The organism is Burkholderia sp. Ac-20344, from assembly GCF_017104975.1.
Lineage (GTDB): Bacteria > Pseudomonadota > Gammaproteobacteria > Burkholderiales > Burkholderiaceae > Burkholderia.
Genome location: NZ_JAAGPP010000028.1, coordinates 1 through 17,783, shown reverse-complemented (window position 1 = coordinate 17,783; position 17,783 = coordinate 1). Strand labels below are relative to the sequence as shown.

23 protein-coding genes, 2 tRNA genes and 1 pseudogene are annotated in these 17,783 nt (G+C 62.1%); 14 read left to right on the top strand and 12 right to left on the bottom strand.

Features of this window, described 5'->3' with window-relative positions:
• Nucleotides 1-35: 35 nt before the first annotated feature.
• On the bottom strand, nt 36-440 hold the full coding sequence (locus G3N64_RS12165; protein WP_205784175.1) for a DUF4399 domain-containing protein: 405 nt from the start codon (nt 438-440) through the stop codon (nt 36-38).
• A gap of 200 nt (nt 441-640) precedes the next feature.
• Between G3N64_RS12165 and G3N64_RS12160 the strand changes: the two genes are divergently transcribed.
• From G3N64_RS12160 to G3N64_RS39700, 3 genes and pseudogenes are all read left to right on the top strand, one after another.
• Entirely contained in the window at nt 641-823 is a 183-nt protein-coding gene (locus G3N64_RS12160) for a rubredoxin (RefSeq protein ID WP_006398668.1), read from the top strand.
• A gap of 158 nt (nt 824-981) precedes the next feature.
• A tRNA-Arg gene (locus tag G3N64_RS12155) sits at nt 982-1,056 on the top strand.
• A 156-nt stretch (nt 1,057-1,212) separates the two neighbouring features.
• Nucleotides 1,213-1,347: pseudogene (locus G3N64_RS39700) on the top strand (Arm DNA-binding domain-containing protein); the annotation flags it as partial.
• A 133-nt stretch (nt 1,348-1,480) separates the two neighbouring features.
• On the opposite strand, the gene G3N64_RS12150 reads toward G3N64_RS39700, so the two are convergent.
• Nucleotides 1,481-2,659 carry a hypothetical protein gene (locus tag G3N64_RS12150; protein WP_205784174.1) on the bottom strand — a complete coding sequence of 393 codons (1,179 nt, stop codon included), beginning with the start codon at nt 2,657-2,659 and terminating at the stop codon, nt 1,481-1,483.
• Between the two features lie 343 nt (nt 2,660-3,002).
• Between G3N64_RS12150 and G3N64_RS12145 the strand changes: the two genes are divergently transcribed.
• Nucleotides 3,003-3,578 carry a recombinase family protein gene (locus G3N64_RS12145; RefSeq protein WP_205784173.1) on the top strand — a complete coding sequence of 192 codons (576 nt, stop codon included), beginning with the start codon at nt 3,003-3,005 and terminating at the stop codon, nt 3,576-3,578.
• A gap of 81 nt (nt 3,579-3,659) precedes the next feature.
• Here G3N64_RS12145 and G3N64_RS12140 read toward each other — a convergent pair whose 3' ends face one another.
• On the bottom strand, nt 3,660-5,456 hold the full coding sequence (locus G3N64_RS12140; RefSeq protein ID WP_205784172.1) for an AAA family ATPase: 1,797 nt from the start codon (nt 5,454-5,456) through the stop codon (nt 3,660-3,662).
• A 1,008-nt stretch (nt 5,457-6,464) separates the two neighbouring features.
• Between G3N64_RS12140 and G3N64_RS12135 the strand changes: the two genes are divergently transcribed.
• Both G3N64_RS12135 and G3N64_RS12130 read left to right on the top strand, forming a co-directional pair.
• The gene (locus G3N64_RS12135; RefSeq protein WP_205784171.1) at nt 6,465-6,863 is read left to right on the top strand and encodes a hypothetical protein; all 399 of its coding nucleotides are present in this window, start codon (nt 6,465-6,467) and stop codon (nt 6,861-6,863) included.
• A 9-nt stretch (nt 6,864-6,872) separates the two neighbouring features.
• Nucleotides 6,873-7,109, top strand: a complete 237-nt coding sequence (locus G3N64_RS12130) for a hypothetical protein (RefSeq protein ID WP_069248565.1) — start codon at nt 6,873-6,875, stop codon at nt 7,107-7,109.
• A gap of 77 nt (nt 7,110-7,186) precedes the next feature.
• Here G3N64_RS12130 and G3N64_RS12125 read toward each other — a convergent pair whose 3' ends face one another.
• Together G3N64_RS12125 and G3N64_RS12120 are read right to left on the bottom strand one after the other, a co-directional pair.
• Nucleotides 7,187-7,357 carry a hypothetical protein gene (locus G3N64_RS12125; RefSeq protein WP_205784208.1) on the bottom strand — a complete coding sequence of 57 codons (171 nt, stop codon included), beginning with the start codon at nt 7,355-7,357 and terminating at the stop codon, nt 7,187-7,189.
• 125 nt (nt 7,358-7,482) lie between these two features.
• The gene (locus tag G3N64_RS12120) at nt 7,483-7,818 is read right to left on the bottom strand and encodes a hypothetical protein (protein WP_241020910.1); all 336 of its coding nucleotides are present in this window, start codon (nt 7,816-7,818) and stop codon (nt 7,483-7,485) included.
• Nucleotides 7,819-8,047: 229 nt separating this feature from the next.
• Here G3N64_RS12120 and G3N64_RS12115 point away from each other — a divergent pair.
• Nucleotides 8,048-8,124, top strand: a tRNA-Met gene (locus G3N64_RS12115).
• A 212-nt stretch (nt 8,125-8,336) separates the two neighbouring features.
• Nucleotides 8,337-8,669: a hypothetical protein gene (locus tag G3N64_RS12110; protein WP_205784170.1), complete on the top strand. Its 333-nt coding sequence runs from the start codon at nt 8,337-8,339 to the stop codon at nt 8,667-8,669.
• Nucleotides 8,670-8,723: 54 nt separating this feature from the next.
• On the opposite strand, the gene G3N64_RS12105 is transcribed toward G3N64_RS12110, so the two are convergent.
• The gene (locus G3N64_RS12105) at nt 8,724-9,464 is read right to left on the bottom strand and encodes an SDR family NAD(P)-dependent oxidoreductase (protein ID WP_205784169.1); all 741 of its coding nucleotides are present in this window, start codon (nt 9,462-9,464) and stop codon (nt 8,724-8,726) included.
• Nucleotides 9,465-9,579: 115 nt separating this feature from the next.
• Between G3N64_RS12105 and G3N64_RS12100 the strand changes: the two genes are divergently transcribed.
• Nucleotides 9,580-10,203: a TetR/AcrR family transcriptional regulator gene (locus G3N64_RS12100; RefSeq protein ID WP_205784168.1), complete on the top strand. Its 624-nt coding sequence runs from the start codon at nt 9,580-9,582 to the stop codon at nt 10,201-10,203.
• Between the two features lie 29 nt (nt 10,204-10,232).
• Here G3N64_RS12100 and eco read toward each other — a convergent pair whose 3' ends face one another.
• Complete coding sequence (eco, locus tag G3N64_RS12095) at nt 10,233-10,733, bottom strand: serine protease inhibitor ecotin (protein ID WP_205784167.1); 501 nt, start codon at nt 10,731-10,733, stop codon at nt 10,233-10,235.
• A 143-nt stretch (nt 10,734-10,876) separates the two neighbouring features.
• On the opposite strand from eco, the gene G3N64_RS12090 reads away from it, so the two are divergent.
• Nucleotides 10,877-11,194, top strand: coding sequence for a hypothetical protein (locus G3N64_RS12090; protein WP_085041200.1), 318 nt, complete (start codon nt 10,877-10,879; stop codon nt 11,192-11,194).
• Nucleotides 11,195-11,360: 166 nt separating this feature from the next.
• Here G3N64_RS12090 and G3N64_RS12085 read toward each other — a convergent pair whose 3' ends face one another.
• Nucleotides 11,361-11,762 carry a hypothetical protein gene (locus G3N64_RS12085; protein ID WP_205784166.1) on the bottom strand — a complete coding sequence of 134 codons (402 nt, stop codon included), beginning with the start codon at nt 11,760-11,762 and terminating at the stop codon, nt 11,361-11,363.
• A 117-nt stretch (nt 11,763-11,879) separates the two neighbouring features.
• On the opposite strand from G3N64_RS12085, the gene G3N64_RS12080 reads away from it, so the two are divergent.
• Nucleotides 11,880-12,260 (top strand): DUF5594 family protein, encoded by a 381-nt coding sequence (locus G3N64_RS12080; protein WP_205784165.1) that lies wholly within the window; start codon nt 11,880-11,882, stop codon nt 12,258-12,260.
• 159 nt (nt 12,261-12,419) lie between these two features.
• On the top strand, nt 12,420-13,787 hold the full coding sequence (locus G3N64_RS12075; RefSeq protein ID WP_205784164.1) for an MFS transporter: 1,368 nt from the start codon (nt 12,420-12,422) through the stop codon (nt 13,785-13,787).
• 31 nt (nt 13,788-13,818) lie between these two features.
• On the opposite strand, the gene G3N64_RS12070 is transcribed toward G3N64_RS12075, so the two are convergent.
• The 3 genes from G3N64_RS12070 to G3N64_RS12060 form a co-directional block, all read right to left on the bottom strand.
• Nucleotides 13,819-14,397, bottom strand: coding sequence for an AAA family ATPase (locus tag G3N64_RS12070; protein ID WP_205784163.1), 579 nt, complete (start codon nt 14,395-14,397; stop codon nt 13,819-13,821).
• The gene (gene otsA / locus G3N64_RS12065) at nt 14,390-15,811 is read right to left on the bottom strand and encodes an alpha,alpha-trehalose-phosphate synthase (UDP-forming) (protein WP_205784162.1); all 1,422 of its coding nucleotides are present in this window, start codon (nt 15,809-15,811) and stop codon (nt 14,390-14,392) included. Before otsA ends, G3N64_RS12070 begins: the two co-directional genes overlap by 8 nt.
• A 141-nt stretch (nt 15,812-15,952) precedes the next feature.
• The gene (locus G3N64_RS12060) at nt 15,953-16,150 is read right to left on the bottom strand and encodes a hypothetical protein (protein WP_205784161.1); all 198 of its coding nucleotides are present in this window, start codon (nt 16,148-16,150) and stop codon (nt 15,953-15,955) included.
• 288 nt (nt 16,151-16,438) lie between these two features.
• On the opposite strand from G3N64_RS12060, the gene G3N64_RS12055 reads away from it, so the two are divergent.
• Together G3N64_RS12055 and G3N64_RS12050 are read left to right on the top strand one after the other, a co-directional pair.
• Complete coding sequence (locus tag G3N64_RS12055) at nt 16,439-16,990, top strand: hypothetical protein (RefSeq protein ID WP_205784160.1); 552 nt, start codon at nt 16,439-16,441, stop codon at nt 16,988-16,990.
• Nucleotides 16,987-17,481, top strand: a complete 495-nt coding sequence (locus tag G3N64_RS12050) for a hypothetical protein (RefSeq protein WP_205784159.1) — start codon at nt 16,987-16,989, stop codon at nt 17,479-17,481. The genes G3N64_RS12055 and G3N64_RS12050 overlap by 4 nt, the downstream gene beginning before the upstream one ends.
• Nucleotides 17,482-17,546: 65 nt before the next feature.
• On the opposite strand, the gene G3N64_RS12045 is transcribed toward G3N64_RS12050, so the two are convergent.
• The coding region (locus tag G3N64_RS12045) for an AAA-associated domain-containing protein (RefSeq protein ID WP_082409335.1) at nt 17,547-17,783 on the bottom strand (237 nt) is incomplete at its 5' end.

Sequence of the window (17,783 nt, the reverse complement as noted above, 5' to 3'; positions counted from 1 at the left end):
CGGACGCCTCGGGCGCCCGTACGCGGCACGTGCGATTACTTCACGTTGACCGAGATCGTCGAACTCAGTTCGGGGCCGTACGACCGGTGCGCGCCGTCGCCGAACTGCAGCGTCAGCGTGTGCTGGCCCGGCGGCAGCTTGATTTCGGTTTCGGTTTGCGCCCTGCCGAAGTGCAGCGAACGTTCGCCGGCCGGAATCACGTCGCCCTTCGGAATCGGCCGGCCGTCGATCAGCAGGTGATGATGGCCGGTATTCGGCGTCATGTCGCCGGCGGGCCGGAGCTCCATCCCTTCGAGCCCGAACTTGACGTGCACCGGGTTCGACACCGTCGCGCCCTCGCTCGGCGCTTCGAAATACACGCGCGCCTCGGCCCGCGCCATCGTCGACACGGCCATCGCCGCCACGCACACCGCACCTGCGATCCACTTTTTGTTCAGCATCGCATTCTCCTTATGATTGGACAGCCCGGGAAGCATACACCGCACACACAGCATATGTGTTTCGGTTGCATTGTTCGCGATGCGTACGTTTAAAACGACGTTGCGGCGCTGTTCGGCGAAATTCCGGTACCATTGCGCCTTTCGTCCGCCGGCCAGGCCGCGAACGGCATCACCGAATTTCCATTTTTCCCGAGCGCCACATGAGCGAAGTAACCGAATACCAGAGCTGGGTCTGCCTGATTTGCGGGTGGGTCTACAACGAAGCGGAAGGGCTGCCCGACGAAGGCATCGCGCCCGGCACCCGTTTCGCCGACATTCCCGCCGACTGGCGCTGCCCGCTGTGCGATGTGGGCAAGGAAGATTTCGTCGTCGTCGATTTCTGATTCGCTGATTTCCTGGTTTTCCGATCGCGGCTGATTTCGCGATCGCGCGCGTCGGCGTGCATTCCGCCCCGCCGACGCGCCGTGCGTTTGCTATACTCTGCGCGCTGTCCACACCGCCGTCCGGTTCGCGTTTTTTGCGCGAGCACCCGGACATGGCTCTCCCCGTAGTTCAATGGATAGAACAAGCGCCTCCTAAGCGCTAGATACAGGTTCGATTCCTGTCGGGGGGACCAGTCAAGCATCGAACCATCCCCAAGATTCACAAGAAGCGCCCTGCTCACTACCGTCTGGCGGATCTCTAGCTCACATCGTCATACAAGGTTGCTCAGTGGCAGCCGGAGAAAGTGTTGGATTTTTTTGTATCAGCCGATACCAAAAAAATTCCAACAATTCCTCTCGCTGACGTGCAGGTACGGAACGCGAAGGCCAGCACTGCGCCGTACAAACTCACGGACGGCAACGGAATGTTCTTGCTCGTCCAACCGAATGACGCGAAGTACTGGCGCTTCTCATACCGCTTAGTGGCAAGCAAAGGATGCGCGTCCTCCCATCTCTCATACTCCGCAATAACTGCCCGTACCGCAGGACTATTCCACTGCCAACCCAATTTGCGCGTCGGCGAACAATCTGAACGCACACATAAATCGGGAGCAACGCCTAGTTCCCGTGGATCGTACTTTCCGCTTGCGTCTTTCCGAATCGATCGGCAGATGTCGGTTGCATGCTCCTGGGAGCAAGCCCCCCTTCGGCTACAGTACTCGGCAATTGTGCTGTGTTCGCGGGGAATACCGCATACCACGCGCTTATGGCGGCGAACACCAAACCAACGAGTCCAATAACAACACTGGCCATCAGGGCGTACTTCGCCCAAGTCAAAGACTGCGCGCCAATTGCCACGGACGCAGCGGCCTGATCCAATGATTGCTTCGTCGCCGCGCTGCTTTCTTGAGCGTTTCTTGCCATATCCAACGTTGTATCGCGGATCATGTCGTGTATACCCGTGATGAGAAGCGCAGAATCGTTTGCGCGTTGCTCTAGTCTCTCCAACGCTTGTTCCATCTTTGCTGCGCTTTCAGCGGTAGCCTTGGCAGACGCAACGGCGGGATTGACCATCGGCGGTAGGCTTTGAATTCTTGACGACACATCCGACGTCGCTGCCGATGGAAGCGTGTCTTTCAGTCGGAGCACGTGCTCTCGAACCACCTCGCTCCCCGCAATCGACCCTTGCATCGCCGCGAGCCTGGCGATTGATTCTTGCCTTTGCAGTGCCTCAATAGCTTTGAACGAAGGCGAGCTTGTGACGATGTCCATCCGAAGTTTGTCCGCCAATCGGGTTGCATTCGAGATGGACGCGCGAGTGGCCGCGGAAATGCTCGGGCCCAGAGAATCAAGTATTTTTCGGTAGGATGCGCCGGCAGCCTCAAACTCTCGTTGAAGCGCTTCGATAACACGCCTCTTCGGATCGGGCTCAAGTGCGGCCTCATCCTCGCTAGCCCATTCTTCTGATACAAGAAGCTTACGTGCGAAGTCCGCTAGTTCGACGGTCGTCACTCGGCCAACGAGGGAGTCGGAAACAGGAATCGATTGCCCTTCCTCGCCGTTCGTTCGACCGAGTTCGCGGAGCAGGCAACGCAACTTGGTGTCGTCATCGGAATTGTCGCGCTCAAACTCGACGGCAATTCTTTCCAATGTGTGTACCCGCATCGACGTGACAGTGATTGTGCCTGCATCATGAGTAACGACTTCGAAGACAGGTTTCACATCGACGGCTGCGAGAATTTCCTCGCGCGAAAGCGGCTTATTGGGCTTTTCTTGCCCCGGATTTCTGCTGTTCATCCATTACTCTGCCAAATTTGTGGAGCGAGCCGATTATACGAGCGACTAAGAACTGACCGGCACCGCGTGATCAGAATTGCACGGCGGGCTCAGTTCCAAAGCCAGCCGTTCAGTATCTGCAGTCAATATTGCAACGGCTCGGAAACATGCATTTCGACATGGCAAATCCGAACAATCCCGTCGTCGGCCGTTGCGATTCGGCGTTCGAGTCTCAATCTCTTGCCCGCGTCCGAAACCGTTCCCTTTCGGACAAGGGCGTTAGGCCGTGTCAGAAAAATAAACTTTGCCACATTCGGACATATAGCATGATTCGGACATCCCTTTCGAACACCTCACGGAGAATATGTCCGGAACCTTCGCATATGCCCGGGTCAGCACAATGGACCAGACCGCAACGAACCAGCTCCGGGAAATCGAGGCGGCAGGTTTCGCTGTCGACAAACGCCGTGTGGTAACGGAGAGCATCTCAGGAAGTGTTTGCGCCGAGCAGAGGCCGGGTTTCGCACAGTTGCTCCTCAAGATGGAAGAAGGCGCCGTGTTGATCGTGACCAAGCTCGACCGGCTCGGTCGAAATGCGATGGACGTCCGTTCGACGGTTGAGGCTCTGGCACATCGCGGCATTCGGATTCATTGCCTCGCTCTGGGGGGCGTGGGCCTTACCAGTCCGGCCGGCCGAATGACAATGCAGGTGTTAAACGCAGTCGCCGAGTTTGAACGAGACCTGTTGATTGAGAGAACACAGGCCGGTATCGCGAGGGCCAAAGCGGAGGGAAAAGCGATGGGCCGGCCGTCTGCCCTTACCCAGCAGCAACAAATGGCGGTGCGAAGGCTCTTGGCAGAAGGAGCTACCGTCGCGGGATTGGCAAAACAATACAGCACCAGCCGCCAAACGATCATGCGCGTGCGTGACGTGAGCTGACCATCGCCCGCTCTCAATCACACGCCGGACATTTCGGCGCATTGCGAATTTCTGCAATGCGCCGCCATTTTTTCGAGTCGATTACAAGCCGATCGCTTGAACCTCCCGCGTCAATGCATCGATATCCGACCACACCATAACACCCGGCGGCACCGTATCCTCAACGCGGGCCAAGTAAGCCAATAACGACGTCACGCGATTTCTTGCTGTTTGGTCGTTTCTAACCTTCTCCCACGCAGCATACGGTTTTTCGCCGTCAGCAGCCTCCCCGAATAATCCAACTTCGAAGTTCGGCATCGAAGCAACCAACCTAACATCGCCGCTCGGTGACTTCGATACCACATCTAAAATCTGCTGATTAGCAGCCCATGCCGGATTGGCTCGCTCCCCCTTCTTCGTCGTGATCTTCGGCAAGTCCGCGTCATGAAGCACCGAATATGCCGCCCCGAATTGATTAAGTATTTTGCAAAGTGCGATGATTGTGAATTTTCCTCGCGCCCGGACCACATGAACATCGCGAAAGCGCTCATCCGACCCGGCAATTTCCTTGAACGCCGAATGCTCAGTATCACCCTCGACAACGATCGTTTTGCCACCGAAGAAAAATTCGGCAACGTGCGGGTCGTACACATTCAAGAGTTTAAGCTCCTCCTTCTCGTCCTCACTTAACTCCGATCGCTCTGACCGGTAAATTGTTGTCCCTGATATTTCCCCATTCGCTTCACGCTGAACTCGAACAATCGACGTATTGTCTCTGGAGAGATCGATAAACACAGGTGAATGTGTCGTAACCATTACCTGCCATTTCTTTGACTGAGGCAGTGAATACAGCACCCTACATGCATCCCGGATAGCGCTCGGATGCAAGCACATCTCTGGTTCGTCGATTAAAAGGACATGGGGCCTTTCGCTGGCATCACCCTTCTCCTTCTTCGCTCGCGCATGCTCGGCCAAGATTCGAAGCGCTGTCCAAAGCAGCGTACGCCTTGCACCGCTGCCTTGCCTTTCCAAAGTCGACTGATGACCTCCCGTTGGCCCCATTTTAAGAACTGGCGAAGATTTGAAGAACGATATGACCTTCTCCAAATCCTCTTCGGGCCTAGCATCTAGAGTGATCGAATAATCTGGGAAAACATCAGATATAGATTTACTAAGATCCTCGTTTACATCTTTAATGGCCTCCATCGCATCTTCCGCAACACGCTTTTGCAATTCTGCGACAGAGTCGAGGAGCACTTCATATTGACTCTTCTCGCCTCCGACATCCTGAGTCTTTTTGCTGACGTCCTTTAATTTCTCTTTTATCGCCTCAGAAAGGAGTTGAATTATTTTTCCAGCCTGATCTTCGGGGTTCGCGAACGCCTCGATTCGATGAGGCTCAGGGCGATTAATCTGAGCGATTCCCGCCGCCCCCCACGGCCCATGATCCTTATCCCAATCCCCCAACTCGACGTTGAATCCCCTTTTTTCAGGTTTTCCAACATTCTTCCAGACCCATCGCTCACGCACGTGACGATCACCATTCTCCTTTACGTCAATCCAATGCTTGGCAGGTGGTGTACTGTCTGCGTATAGAACAGTTTCCAGCTCAATATTCGGGAACCCGTTATTCTCTCCATCCTTTGGCAAGCAGGCACCCGGAAAATCCTCAATCGCCAGCTCGTTAGCCTTCCCCGATTCCATAACCACTTCGTACGCTCGGAGTATGGAGCTTTTCCCAGCATTGTTTGGCCCCACAAGAACAACAATATCATCAAGCTCGATCGTTACAGGATTTGGTCCTATCGCCCTAAAATTCGATATCGTTAGCTGATGAAGTCGCGCGCGCGGTGCGACACTCTCTTCTGGTTGCGCATTTTTAGCCACTGCTTTTGCCATTGGTTTCCCCGTTTTAGTGGTTTTCGGCGAGTTGCCGCATCACATCTTATGCCACTTTTCAGTGATGTTTTTGAGTAACCAAGTCCGGAAGAATACCTAGCCGTACGCCCCCCCGCAGGGAGGAAGGGCTGCGCGGAGATATTCTTTGCGCGCAACGATCCAGACGGGATGATAGTTTTCTAACAGCCCTGCGAAAACGTCCTGTAAAGCCATCTGTCTCCAAGGTTATCTCTAAGAAAATCAGTGTTCTGGAGATACGTTTGGAGATAGAGATCTCCTTACCAGACAAGGCTGTCAAGCCGAAAGGAACGCTTATCTCCAAATCTCCAAAGATATTTGCGCTCGGCGGCACGGCAACCGTCACTTGCACCGCCTGCAATCGTCAATACCCCCTATGCCGAGATACATGTTGGTATTTTTGTTGGTATCTCCGTGACATCCTCGCCTGAACGCCATATACCTACAGGAGATATGAATCCTGTCGGGCCAGCAATACCCCATCCCAGCCTTACGCGACAAGCCTCTTCGCCGGATTTGGCGTCAATTTGGCGCCATAGCGAATTACTTCGGCTCATCTCCTGTTCCACAAGCCAAAAGGGCCGCCCCTCCCGGTATCGTATGATGTATGCCGATCGGAATCGGGGAGCGAGCCGTATGGCGTCAGTGACTATCGATATGGGGTCTGGGAAGCAAGCCAAGTTGTCTAACAACGGTGGAGTAAGTCGATCTGCGGAGCAGCGGGCGGCCGTCTCAGAATTGATGCTCCATTGGCCGAAGTATTCGGGGCTGATGACAGGGGCCGTTGGCTATCTCCGAGAATTGGGACTAGCGGGGTCACTCTCCGGCGATCCCGTAGCCGCGCTAAGGTCCGCTATAGAGGACGGGAGAGTGTTCGTATCAATTGACCGTCCAACGGCCCGTGGCGGAGCGGCTGGAGGCACGCCCTCAACTCCGCCTTTCCCAAAGGCTAATAGGTTAGCCAGTGCGCCGGCGTCGGCCGGGCTACCGATGGATAAGCCGCTGCCGTCTTGGGCCACGCCTAGCGACGTGTCGGCTGGCGAACTGATGAGCTACCTGCAAAGCGTTGTCGGAATTGGCGGCGCTGGTGGCGCCGCTGAATTCTCAGGAGGCGCGGATTTCACTGACGCAACCTCACTCAGTGATGCGTCGCCGTTCAATTATTCAGCGGACACGTTGGGCGACGCAGCTCAAGTTGCAGGGATCGACCGAGGCGATATGATGGCCTGCGACATCATCAGAGCCGAGTGCAAGGGCTCGGTGCTGCGTGAGTTTCCGGGGCAGTATTTGAATTCGACGCTCAACGAGATTCAAGGCGACGCGAGCGACGGTATCAAAGAGGCGCGTAAGGCGCTCAAGCTGCTCAACGATAATCGATTCAAGAAATAGGCGCCCGATATGACCACCAATACACTGTTTGATCTGCTCGACCGACTTGACTCCGCCAAAATTCATTACACCCTAAGCCGCAATCGACCCGATACGGTGTTGGTCTCGGTTACTGTAGTTGGGATGCGGGTCGAAGTAGACGTTTTCCGAGACGGGCACACCGAGGTTTGTGTTTTTCGAGGCACCGAAGAACCAACCGACGATGCCAATGCACTCGAACAGATCATCGAGGCGAATCGGGACTGAAACGGAATGCCCGCATGGCGCCTGCCACACGCGGCAAGCGCCATGCAATCAGTCTTGCATATTGAGTCGATCGAAATTCAGTTCTTCACTAGCTCAATACCCCAACACTGCGCCGACCGCCCATTTTCTGGAATGGCCTCCGGGCTGTACTTGCGATTGTTGATCGTATCCAGTGCAGCCATATAGCGATCAACAAGCGGATCGACAATACGCGCGAGATATGCGTCCTTATCGGCAGATGCCAGCAATGCCTCTCACAGACGTGCAGATATCGCATCAGCTCGATAACGCATCAACAGGCCGCGCCAACTCGCCGTTTCCGCCACATCGCCGGCAACGGGCGGGGCGCGAAGATCCTGGATCTGCCGCCAACTTACTCGTCGAACGGCCCGGCTTCGAAGGTGGCCACTCCGTCGGCATACTCTCGCACCCATATATCGCGATGATCCTCGCCAGAGCCCTTTACTGCGAACGACGCATTCGGTAGGCATGAAGCCAATTTGTCGAACAGCATGACGATCGCCATGCTGTTCAGATAGAACAGAGTTGAAGTTGGGAGAGCCGAAACACATGCTTCGGTGAGGTTGGTCAATACGTCGTGGCTTAGCGAATATTCGTCAAGAAACTTCAAGAGTTCCTCGCGGACACTGGCAACATTCAACGGCTCGCCGTCGAACGGATGAACCCAAACCTGGGTGTGAAAACTCATTCGAACTTACTCCGTTATTTTTCTCATTCAAACACTGGCTCTTCACGGCGTGGTGAGCGATTCGTGATTGTTGACGATCTACCGACCGTTGTCGATCGGCCAAGTTTCGGCTTTCGTGGACAGTTCGCCCTTCTCGAGGCGTGCCGAGCCTGCCGGTGAACCGCCGCTTCCGTTCAACGTAAATCACCAATCGATTGACTCTCCACATCAGCCCTAGTACACTTCGCGCCGCGGGGTGGAGCAGTCTGGCAGCTCGTCGGGCTCATAACCCGAAGGTCGTAGGTTCAAATCCTACCCCCGCAACCAATACCGAAGCCCGCTCTGCGAAAGCAAGCGGGCTTCTTGCTTTGCGCATGCACTACTGCGTGCTCGAAGCCTGCCAGCATCACATCCGGATCGACGAACATTCAGCCTCCGACGTACCCTGCGACACACGATCGCATCCCGCCCAATCGCCACGGCCCTGCGCCCCATATTGCGTAGAATTCCGAACCTTCTTCAGCACCCGGACTCCCGCAATGATTCGAGCGATCGCGGCACTCGCCGCGCTTTCAGCGATGACCGGCACGGCAAACGCCGCCGACACCCTCACAGCACCCGCGAAGCCGCGCTATGTCAGCCCCGGCATCGCCAACATCACGAACGCAGCAGCACCGCACGCGGAAACCCCCTCGCCCGACTCACGCTGCCGTGAACTGGCCGCCGGCATCGACGCCGTCACGCACGCCCCCGACCGCGGCCAGAAGGTCGTGCGCGGGATGGCTCCGGACGGCAAGCCACGCAACGAACTGCGCGCTTACGACAAGCGCGCCGATCTCGAAACCGAGCATCACCGACTCGGCTGCCGATAACGAACGCAACGCCGCCCGGTCGAAAACTCGCGCCGGGCGTCGGCCTTCACGCACTCACGCGTTCGCACCACCATCGATCGTCAACCCGGTCCCGTTGATCGACCGCCCTTCCGGCCCGACCACGAACGCGACGAGCGCCGCCACGTCGTCGGCCTTGCCGTACTGCGGGATCGCCATTCGCGAACGCTGCGCACTCGCATGTTCGCCGTCGGCCGGATTCATGTCGGTATCCGTCGACCCCGGATGCACGATATTGACCGTGATGCCGCGCGGGCCCAGATCGCGCGCGAGCCCCTGCGTCCAGCCGATCAGCGCGGCCTTGCTCGCCGCATAGAGGCTCATCCCCGCATCCGGCACGCGCGTGGCGAGGCAACTGCCGGTCGACACGATGCGCCCGCCCTCCCCAAGATGCCGCGCCGCCGCCTGCGACGCGACGATCACCGCGCGCACGTTCACATTCAGCGTCGCGTCGATGTCGTCGAGCGTGAGGTCGTCCAGCACGCCGGCCCGGAAAATCCCCGCGTTGTTGACGAGGATGTCGAGACCACTGAACGCCTCCGCGGCACGATCGACCGCGTCGCGCACGGCAACCGGATCGGCGCTGTCGGCCTGGATCGCGACGGCACGGCGGCCCAGTGCCTCGATGCCGGCAACGACGGCCTGCGCCCGCTCGGCCGATTTCTCGTAGGTAATTGCGACGTCCGCGCCATCGGCTGCCAGCCGTTTCGCGATCGCCGCACCGATGCCGCGGCTGCCGCCCGTGACGAGTGCACGCTTGCCCTGAAGTCGGTTCATGTCGGTTCCTTTCCTCATTTATGTAACGACCGACACAGAATGTGGCAAGTTGCGCGACACAGTCAATTGATTTAATTTATCGATCGATACAGATATCGACGAAGGAACGGAAGCAATGGCTGAACGAGGCCGACCGAGAAGCTTCGACAAGGAAGCGGCGCTGGATCGTGCGATGGAGGTGTTCTGGCGCCTCGGCTACGAAGGCGCATCGATGACCGACCTGACGGCCGCGATGGGCATCGCGTCGCCGAGCCTGTATGCGGCGTTCGGCAGCAAGGAAGCGTTGTTCCGGCAGGCGCTCGAGCACTACGGCGCAACGGAAGGACGGGAAATCTGGGGGAGTGTCGAACGGGCCGGCAGCGCGCACGACGCCGTGCGGAACTACCTGATGGACACCGCGCGCGTGTTCACGCGGCGGTCGAAGCCGGCCGGCTGCCTGATCGTGCTGTCGGCGCTGCACCCGGCCGAGCGTTCCGATACGGTTCGGCAAACGCTGATCGCGATGCGCGAGCGCACGGTCGAGAATCTGCGCGAGCGCCTCAGGCAAGGTGTCGCGACCGGCGAGATCGCGGCACAGGCGAACCTCGACGCGATCGCGCGGTATTACGTGACGGTCCAGCAGGGGATGTCGATCCAGGCGCGCGACGGTGCGAGCCGTCGCGATCTGGAGGCCGTCGCGCAAGCCGCACTGGCCGCGTGGCCGGCACTCGTCAGTAAGGGTGGCGCGAGCAGCGCGTAGCGGCAGGACGCCGCCGCCACGCCGTAACGTTACTGCTTCGCCGCGTGCTGCACGTCCTTCGACGCATGCCACACGCGATAGCGCACCTCGAAGCCGTCCGGCACATAGACGACGAGCGGCAGGCGGCTGTTGTAGCGCAGCAGCTGGCCATCGCCGCGCACCTGCACGAACCGTTGCTGCGGCGCCTGGCCCGGGCACGCCATCAGCGTCGAGGCCGGCCCCTTCACGTCGGTGAGCTGGTAGTACGTATAGCCCCAGCCCTTCACGTCTTCGGCGGTCAGCTCGCCGCCGAACCACTGCTGGTTGCAGTCGGTCTGCAGCGTCTTGCCGATCATCAGCTCGACGCGCGCATCGCCTTCGTTCTCGAGCGCGGGCAGCGCGATCGCGACGCGCTGCTGGCCGGCCGCTGCCTGCGGAAACATCTTGATCGACTCGGCCGTCACGGCGGGCGCCGACGCAGGCCCGGCCACGCAAGCGGCAGCAGTCGTCACGCAGAAGGCGGCCAGCGCGGCCCGGATCGCGAATTTCATCGATGTGCTCCTGAAAAACAAATGAGCCCCGGATGCTAACACTTTCGTCGCATGACCTTACGGCGCTGTAATTTGACGACACAATTGCAAACAGCTGGCAATCCCCTTGCGCGGTACTTATAGAGGAACCAACGGAGATCATCATGCTGAAGCTCATTGCTGCCGCCGGCGTCGCCACCTTGCTGGCCGGCTGCGTCGTCGCCCCGGACGCCGGATACGGCTACGGCCAGCCCTACTATTCCGATCCTGGCTACGCGTACGCCCCGTCGCCCGTGTACGGCACGGTCAATATCTGGGGCGGTGGCGGCGGACGCGACTGGGATCGCGGCCGGCGCGACTACCATCGCTGGGACGGCGACCGTGGCGATCGAGGCAACCGCGGCAACGGCTGGGGTCGCGGTGGCGGACACCGCGGCGACTGGAACGATGGCGGCGGAAACGGCGGAGGCCATCGCCACTGACGCATATTTGCAACCGTTTGTATCCGCGCACGGCCCGCCGACGGCCGCACAAATGACAAAGGCCCTCGCATAAAGCGAGGGCCTTTTGTCGTCCGGTGCAGCGAAGCGGACGTCGGCGGCGCCGGCCGTCCGGCACCGACCGTTCACGCGTCGCGCGGCCGCCTGCTTACCAGCCGGCCGGCTGCGTGTAGCCGCCCGATACGGGCGCGCCGCATACATACGCACGCTGGTAGCGGTCGTAGCAATAGTTCGGGCCATCGTCCTGGTACTGCGCCTGCTGGTAGGTCTGATACGCAGGCTGCTGGTACGCGGGCGCCTGGTAGTACGTCGGCGGCTGATAGGCCGGGGCCTGGTACACGGGCGCCTGATACGCGACGGGCGGATTCATCGCGGACGTCACGATCGCGCCCAGCACCGCGCCGCCGATCAACGCGCCGATGACGGCGCCACCGTCGCGGCCATGCGCGGACGCCGGGCCTGCCACGGCAAGCGAACCGGCGAGGACACACACTGCGGCAATTTTTTTCATGATGGACTCCCACGCGAAGTGGAACTGGATGCGATGCATTGTGGCGGCTTGCGGCCGTAATAGATGCAGCAAGTGGTAACGCGCGATTACCGCCATCACGCACATCGAAATGCGCCGTCGCCGTGCTACGATTTTCGGCATACAGGAGACGCCGTCATGCAGCCCGAAACCGCCCGCCGTTTCGATACCGAATTCGCCCCGCGCATCGCGCAGGCGATCGCCGCCTTCTTCGCCGAACACGTGCTGACCGACGTCGTCCCGTATGGCGGCCACGGGCACCCGACGCGCGTACAGATCCGCAGCGCGCCGCACGAGCATGTCAGCGGCTTCGAACACCCGCTGAACCTCGAGCTGACCTGGGACACCGACGAAATCGAGCGGCTGATGGCGCCGGACGGCCCGCAGCGCTTCGAGCACTACCTGGCCGCGCTGCCGAAAAAACTGGGCGCATGGGAGGGCGCGCGCGACATCGATCTCCTGTCGCGCACGCAGGCCGACCCGCTCGTGCGGCTCGGCGGCCTCGACTTCGAAGGCTGAGTGCCGGCGTCGCGCCATGCGGCCCGGTGATACACTCGACCGGCCCCGCCCCGGTGCAGTTGCGCCGGCCGGGCCGCTCATCGCCGCCTCCGCCCTTCCGCATGGTTGCGCACGCAACCGGCAACCGGGCGCGCGGACAACCACGCATCTGCTCCCGCCATGAACGCCGATACCGGCCTGCCGCTTCCGCAACGCTACTGGGCGATCGTCTGCGTCGCACTGGGCATCACGCTCGCCGTGCTCGACGGCGCCATCGCGAACGTCGCGCTGCCGACGATCGCGCGCGACCTGCACGCGTCCGACGCCGCATCGATCTGGATCGTCAACGCGTACCAGCTCGCGGTCACGATCACGCTGCTGCCGCTCGCGTCGCTCGGCGAGCGCATCGGCTATCGCCGCATCTACATCGCGGGGCTCGCGCTGTTCACCGCAGCGTCGCTCGGCTGCGCGCTCGCCGGCTCGCTGCCGATGCTGGCCGTGATGCGCGTGATCCAGGGGTTCGGCGCGGCCGGCATCATGAGCGTCAACGCGGCGCTCGTGCGGATGATCTATCCGTCGTCGATGCTCGGGCGCGGGCTGTCGATCAACGCGATGGTGGTGGCGCTGTCGTCGGCGATCGGGCCGACGGTCGCGTCCGCGATCCTATCGTTCGCATCGTGGCCGTGGCTGTTCGCGGTCAACGTGCCGATCGGCATCGCCGCGGTATTCGGCAGCCTGCGCGCGCTGCCGTCCAACCCGCTGCACGATGCGCCGTACGATTTCCCGAGCGCGCTGATGAACGCGTGCGTGTTCGGGCTGCTGATCACGGCCGTGGACGGGCTCGGCCACGGCGAAAGGCATGCGTACGTCGCGGCCGAGCTGGCCGTCGCGCTCGTCGTCGGCTACTTCTTCGTGAAGCGCCAGCTGTCGCAGCCGGCGCCGCTCTTGCCCGTCGACCTGATGCGCATTCCGATGTTTGCGCTGTCGGTCTATACGTCGACGGCGTCGTTCACGTCGCAGATGCTCGCGTTCGTCGCGCTGCCGTTCTGGCTGCAGAACTCGCTCGGCTTCTCGCAGGTCGAGACGGGCCTCTACATGACGCCGTGGCCGCTCGTGATCGTGTTTGCCGCGCCGCTCGCGGGCGTGCTGTCGGATCGCTATTCGGCCGGCATCCTCGGCGGAATCGGGCTCGCGCTGTTCGCAGCCGGGCTGCTGTCGCTCGCGACGATCGGCGCGCACCCGGGCACCGTCGACATCGTGTGGCGGATGGCGCTGTGCGGTGCGGGCTTCGGGCTGTTCCAGTCGCCGAACAACCGCGCGATGCTGTCGTCGGCGCCGCGCGAACGCAGTGGCGGTGCGGGCGGCATGCTGAGCACCGCGCGGCTGACCGGGCAGACGCTTGGCGCCGCGCTCGTCGCATTGATTTTCGGGCTCGCGCCCGATCGCGGGCCGACGATTGCGCTCTATGTCGCCGCGGCATTCGCGGCGGTGGCCGCGGTCGTCAGCATGCTGCGCATCGCATCGCCGCGGCCGGACGCGGCGACCTGACACGGCCGCGCGCCACATGCGCGGCCGAGCATCATGCCGCGTCGAGCGCGTCCATCACGAAGCGCACGCGCGCCTTCACGCTCTCGCGCGGCAGTTCGATCAGCCGGTAGCCATACGATGTGTAGCACTCGACCATCGCGTCGTAGGTGCGCACGGCTTCCGCGAAATCCTGCCGCCGCTCGGTGTCCTGCGCATAGATGTCGGGCCACGGCGGCGCGATGAACACGCGCCGGTGATAGCGGAAACGGCGGGCCGCGGCTTCCGCATGCGCGGGCACCGCCAGCCCCATCAGCTGCAGGTAGCCGATCACGTCGGGCACGCCGCGATCGAAGAACACGGGCCCGCGCGCGTGGCGCGCGAGATCGTACGAGCGCATCTCCCAGCTCAGCATCAGCTCGGCGAACGCGGCCGGGTCGCGCCACGGCAGCGCCTGACCGTCGACCGCCATCTGGTCGCGGATCACGCCGCGCCCGGCTTCCTGCGAGCGCGCGAAACCGGCGCGCTCGAGCGCATCGAGCAACGTGCTCTTGCCCGAACCCGGGCCACCGGTCACGACGAAGAAGCGGCGTGCGGCTTCTTCGGCGCCGGGCCCCTGCATGACCTCACGCATGCGCAACCCGCCGGCCTGCGCGCCGCGTGACCGACGCGGCAGCCGCGACACTGCGCAAGTCGGCGACGAACGTATCGCGCCAGACCGACAGGTCGTTCCCGCGCAGCCGCGCGAGGTTCTCCTCGTGGCGCGCCTGCCGCTCCGCGAGCGGCATCGACAGCGCGCGCTCGAGCGCCTCGGCCATCTGCGACGTGTCGTACGGATTGACGAGGAGCGCGCCGGTCAGCTCGGCCGCCGCGCCCGCGAACTCGGACAGCACGAGCACGCCCGGATCGGCCGGATCCTGCGACGCGACGTACTCCTTCGCGACGAGATTCATTCCGTCGCGCAGCGGCGTCACGTAGCCGACCTGCGACATCCGGAAGAACGCCATCAGCAGGTTGCGCTCGTACTTGCGATTCAGGTACTGGATCGGCGTCCAGTCGAGCCGCGAGAAGCGGCCGTTGATACGGCCGGCCTCGCCTTCGAGCGTTTCGCGAATGTCCTGATAGGTCTGCACGTCGGAGCGCGTCGGCGGCGCGATCTGCAGGAGCGACACGCGCCCCTGCCAGCCCGGCGCGTTCGCGAGCATCCGCTCGAATGCCTGGAAGCGCTCGACGAGCCCCTTCGAATAATCGAGGCGGTCGACACTCATCACCAGCTTGCGGCCGTCGAGCGCCTCGCGCAGCATCTTCACCGGCTTGCGCGTGCCGTACTGGACGGCTGCCTGCGCGATCGCGTCGGGATGCACGCCGATCGGATAGGCGGCGACCTTCACGACGCGGCCGTGCGCGTGCAGCATCCCGTCGTCGCTCGCCGCGCCGATCCCGCGCCGCTCGATGTAGTCGGTAAACGCCTGCTTGTCGGCCTCGGTCTGAAAGCCCGCGACGTCGTACGCGCACATGAACTTCACGAGTTCCTCGTGCGGCGGCACGAGACGCAGCATGTCGGGCGACGGAAACGGAATGTGCAGGAAGAAGCCGATCGGATTCTTTACGCCGAGCTCGCGCAGGTAATGCGCGAACGGCAACAGGTGATAGTCGTGCACCCAGATCAGGTCGTCGGGGCGCAGCAACGCAGCAAGCTGCTTCGCGAGCATCGCGTTCACGCGCAGATAGCCCGCGTACTCCTGGCGGTCGAAGCGCGCGAGATCGCCGCGGTAATGGAACACCGGCCACAGCGTCGCGTTCGAGAAGCCGCGGTAGTACTGGTCGTAGTCGCGCCGGGTCAGCCCGACCGTCGCATAGGTGACGTTGCCGTCCCGCTGGATCGCGGGCTCGGTGTCGGTTGCGCCGACGATCTCGCCGTTCCAGCCGAACCAGACGCCGCCCGTTTCCTTCAGCGCGTCCATCACGCCGACCGCCAGGCCACCCGCGCTCGGGCGCGTGTCCTCGCCGGCGGCGACACGGTTCGATACCACGATCAATCTGCTCATGCGGCTTCCCCTCCTCGATTCGATTGGCTGGCGCGCGGCGCGCGCCAAGGCGGACACGGCTGCCCGAAGGCGGCCGTGCGGCGATTCAGACGTGAGCAATGCAGGTGTGAAAGGCAGTGGCGGAATACGGCGGCAACGACATCAGGCGTCCTGCTCCTGGCCGAGATCCCGCTGATAGTCGAGCCCTTCCGGGCGGGCGCCGCCCTGGTTGTGATCGCCGTCGGACGGCGTCTCGCCGGGCGCGCCGGCAGGCGGTGCCGATGGCGCGTCGGTCTGCGGACGCGTGCGCTCTGCCCCCGCGTCGGGCGGCCGGGGCGAAGACCGTTTCGAACGGCGCATGGCTGGGTGTCTCATGTGCGGCGCGGCCCGAGGCCGTCGAAGAAACATTCCATAACTAAACAGTCTAGGTCGCTTCCTTGCACGTCAGAGTAACAATTACCTTCAATTTGTAACGTTTCGACCCCTCGTAATCCATCTATCCGACAATAGCGCCGCGCGCACGCGCGCGGCCTGCCGTCCGGCGATTTGTCAAAGCTTTGCATTTTTCCTATGACAATTGCGAAACAATGACGCGGCATGAGGGCGCGCACGCGTTGCCGCTCACCCAGACAGGACTTGCACTCAGGGATGAACATTCGTTTCGAATCGCCGCGCCGGACCATGCCGGCGCGCGTCGTGCTGGCCGCGATCGCCACGGCCGCACTGCTGTCCGGCTGCAACTCGCTGTACAGCGAGGGCGCGACAGCCGGCGCCGGTATCGCGGGCGCCGCGATCGCCTCCAAGGTCACCAACAACGCCGCCGTCGCGACGGGTATCGGCCTCGGCGCCGTCGCCGGCGCGCGGGCGGGCGTCCAATACTCGCAACGCGTCGCCCACCGTTACACACAGGAACAGATCGCGAAGGCCGCCGGCCCGCTCGACGTGGGCGGTGTCGCGCCATGGTCGACGCACCATTCGTTCCCGATCGAGGACGACGAGCAGGGTCGCGTAACGGTCAGCCGGATGATCAGCATCGGTCCGCTCGACTGCAAGGAAATCGTGTTCGCGGTCGACACGCCCGCGAAACCCGACAAGGCCGCGCAATCGGCGTTCTACGTTGCCACCATATGCCGCGACGGCCCCGCGTGGAAATGGGCGTCGGCCGAACCGGCAACCGAACGCTGGGGCGCGCTGCAATGAGCGTCGCGCTCCGTATCGCGGCCATCGGCGCGCTGTGCGCGGCGGCGGCCACGCTGTCCGGCTGTGGATCGGTCGGCGCGGCGAGCGGCGCACTCGCCGGCGCCGCGACGGGCCTCGTCACCGCGAACCCGGCGGTCGGCGTCGGCGTCGGGATTGCCGTGCAGGCCGCGACCGACGAAGCCGTCAACCGCACGATGAAGCAGCTCCATCAGAACCAGCAGGACGCGATCGCGAAGACGGCCGGCAGCCTGGCCGTCGGCGAAGTGAAGCCGTGGAAGGTGAAGAACACGCTGCCGCTGGAAAACGGCGAAGGCGAAGTGCGCGTCACGCGCGCGTATTCGTCGGCGCTCGCGATGTGCAAGGAATTCGCGTTCTCGGTGAAGGACGGCGACAAGGCCGACTGGTATTTCGCGAATGCGTGCCAGCAAGGCACGCACTGGAAGTGGGCGTCGGCGGAACCGGCGGTCGACCGTTGGGGGAATCTGCAGTAAGCGATGCGCCGCACATCGCGTGCGGCACAACCTGATACCGGGCCGCACCGGGCCCGGCGCGTCGATCAGGACTCGACGTCCTCGAGACTGAAAATCTCGGTCTGGTCGTTGTACGAGAAGATCTCGCCGTAACGGCCCCAGTCGATCACCGCGTCGAGCGTCTCCTCGGCGGCACCGTCGGACAGGAAATCCTCCAGCTCCTGCTCGAAGCGCACCCGCGGCGCACGATGGCCCGGGCGCTCGTTCAGCACCTTCTTGATCCGCGCGGCGAGCGGCACGTGCTTCAGCAGATGATCCGCGAA

Coding starts and splice junctions, on each gene's coding strand:
- G3N64_RS12165 (WP_205784175.1), bottom strand. CDS start 440: ATGCTGAACAAAAAGTGGATCGCAGGTGCGGTGTGCGTGGCGGCGATG.
- G3N64_RS12160 (WP_006398668.1), top strand. CDS start 641: ATGAGCGAAGTAACCGAATACCAGAGCTGGGTCTGCCTGATTTGCGGG.
- G3N64_RS12150 (WP_205784174.1), bottom strand. CDS start 2,659: ATGAACAGCAGAAATCCGGGGCAAGAAAAGCCCAATAAGCCGCTTTCG.
- G3N64_RS12145 (WP_205784173.1), top strand. CDS start 3,003: ATGTCCGGAACCTTCGCATATGCCCGGGTCAGCACAATGGACCAGACC.
- G3N64_RS12140 (WP_205784172.1), bottom strand. CDS start 5,456: ATGGCAAAAGCAGTGGCTAAAAATGCGCAACCAGAAGAGAGTGTCGCA.
- G3N64_RS12135 (WP_205784171.1), top strand. CDS start 6,465: ATGGATAAGCCGCTGCCGTCTTGGGCCACGCCTAGCGACGTGTCGGCT.
- G3N64_RS12130 (WP_069248565.1), top strand. CDS start 6,873: ATGACCACCAATACACTGTTTGATCTGCTCGACCGACTTGACTCCGCC.
- G3N64_RS12120 (WP_241020910.1), bottom strand. CDS start 7,818: ATGAGTTTTCACACCCAGGTTTGGGTTCATCCGTTCGACGGCGAGCCG.
- G3N64_RS12110 (WP_205784170.1), top strand. CDS start 8,337: ATGATTCGAGCGATCGCGGCACTCGCCGCGCTTTCAGCGATGACCGGC.
- G3N64_RS12105 (WP_205784169.1), bottom strand. CDS start 9,464: ATGAACCGACTTCAGGGCAAGCGTGCACTCGTCACGGGCGGCAGCCGC.
- G3N64_RS12100 (WP_205784168.1), top strand. CDS start 9,580: ATGGCTGAACGAGGCCGACCGAGAAGCTTCGACAAGGAAGCGGCGCTG.
- eco (WP_205784167.1), bottom strand. CDS start 10,733: ATGAAATTCGCGATCCGGGCCGCGCTGGCCGCCTTCTGCGTGACGACT.
- G3N64_RS12090 (WP_085041200.1), top strand. CDS start 10,877: ATGCTGAAGCTCATTGCTGCCGCCGGCGTCGCCACCTTGCTGGCCGGC.
- G3N64_RS12085 (WP_205784166.1), bottom strand. CDS start 11,762: ATGCATCGCATCCAGTTCCACTTCGCGTGGGAGTCCATCATGAAAAAA.
- G3N64_RS12080 (WP_205784165.1), top strand. CDS start 11,880: ATGCAGCCCGAAACCGCCCGCCGTTTCGATACCGAATTCGCCCCGCGC.
- G3N64_RS12075 (WP_205784164.1), top strand. CDS start 12,420: ATGAACGCCGATACCGGCCTGCCGCTTCCGCAACGCTACTGGGCGATC.
- G3N64_RS12070 (WP_205784163.1), bottom strand. CDS start 14,397: ATGCGTGAGGTCATGCAGGGGCCCGGCGCCGAAGAAGCCGCACGCCGC.
- otsA (WP_205784162.1), bottom strand. CDS start 15,811: ATGAGCAGATTGATCGTGGTATCGAACCGTGTCGCCGCCGGCGAGGAC.
- G3N64_RS12060 (WP_205784161.1), bottom strand. CDS start 16,150: ATGCGCCGTTCGAAACGGTCTTCGCCCCGGCCGCCCGACGCGGGGGCA.
- G3N64_RS12055 (WP_205784160.1), top strand. CDS start 16,439: ATGAACATTCGTTTCGAATCGCCGCGCCGGACCATGCCGGCGCGCGTC.
- G3N64_RS12050 (WP_205784159.1), top strand. CDS start 16,987: ATGAGCGTCGCGCTCCGTATCGCGGCCATCGGCGCGCTGTGCGCGGCG.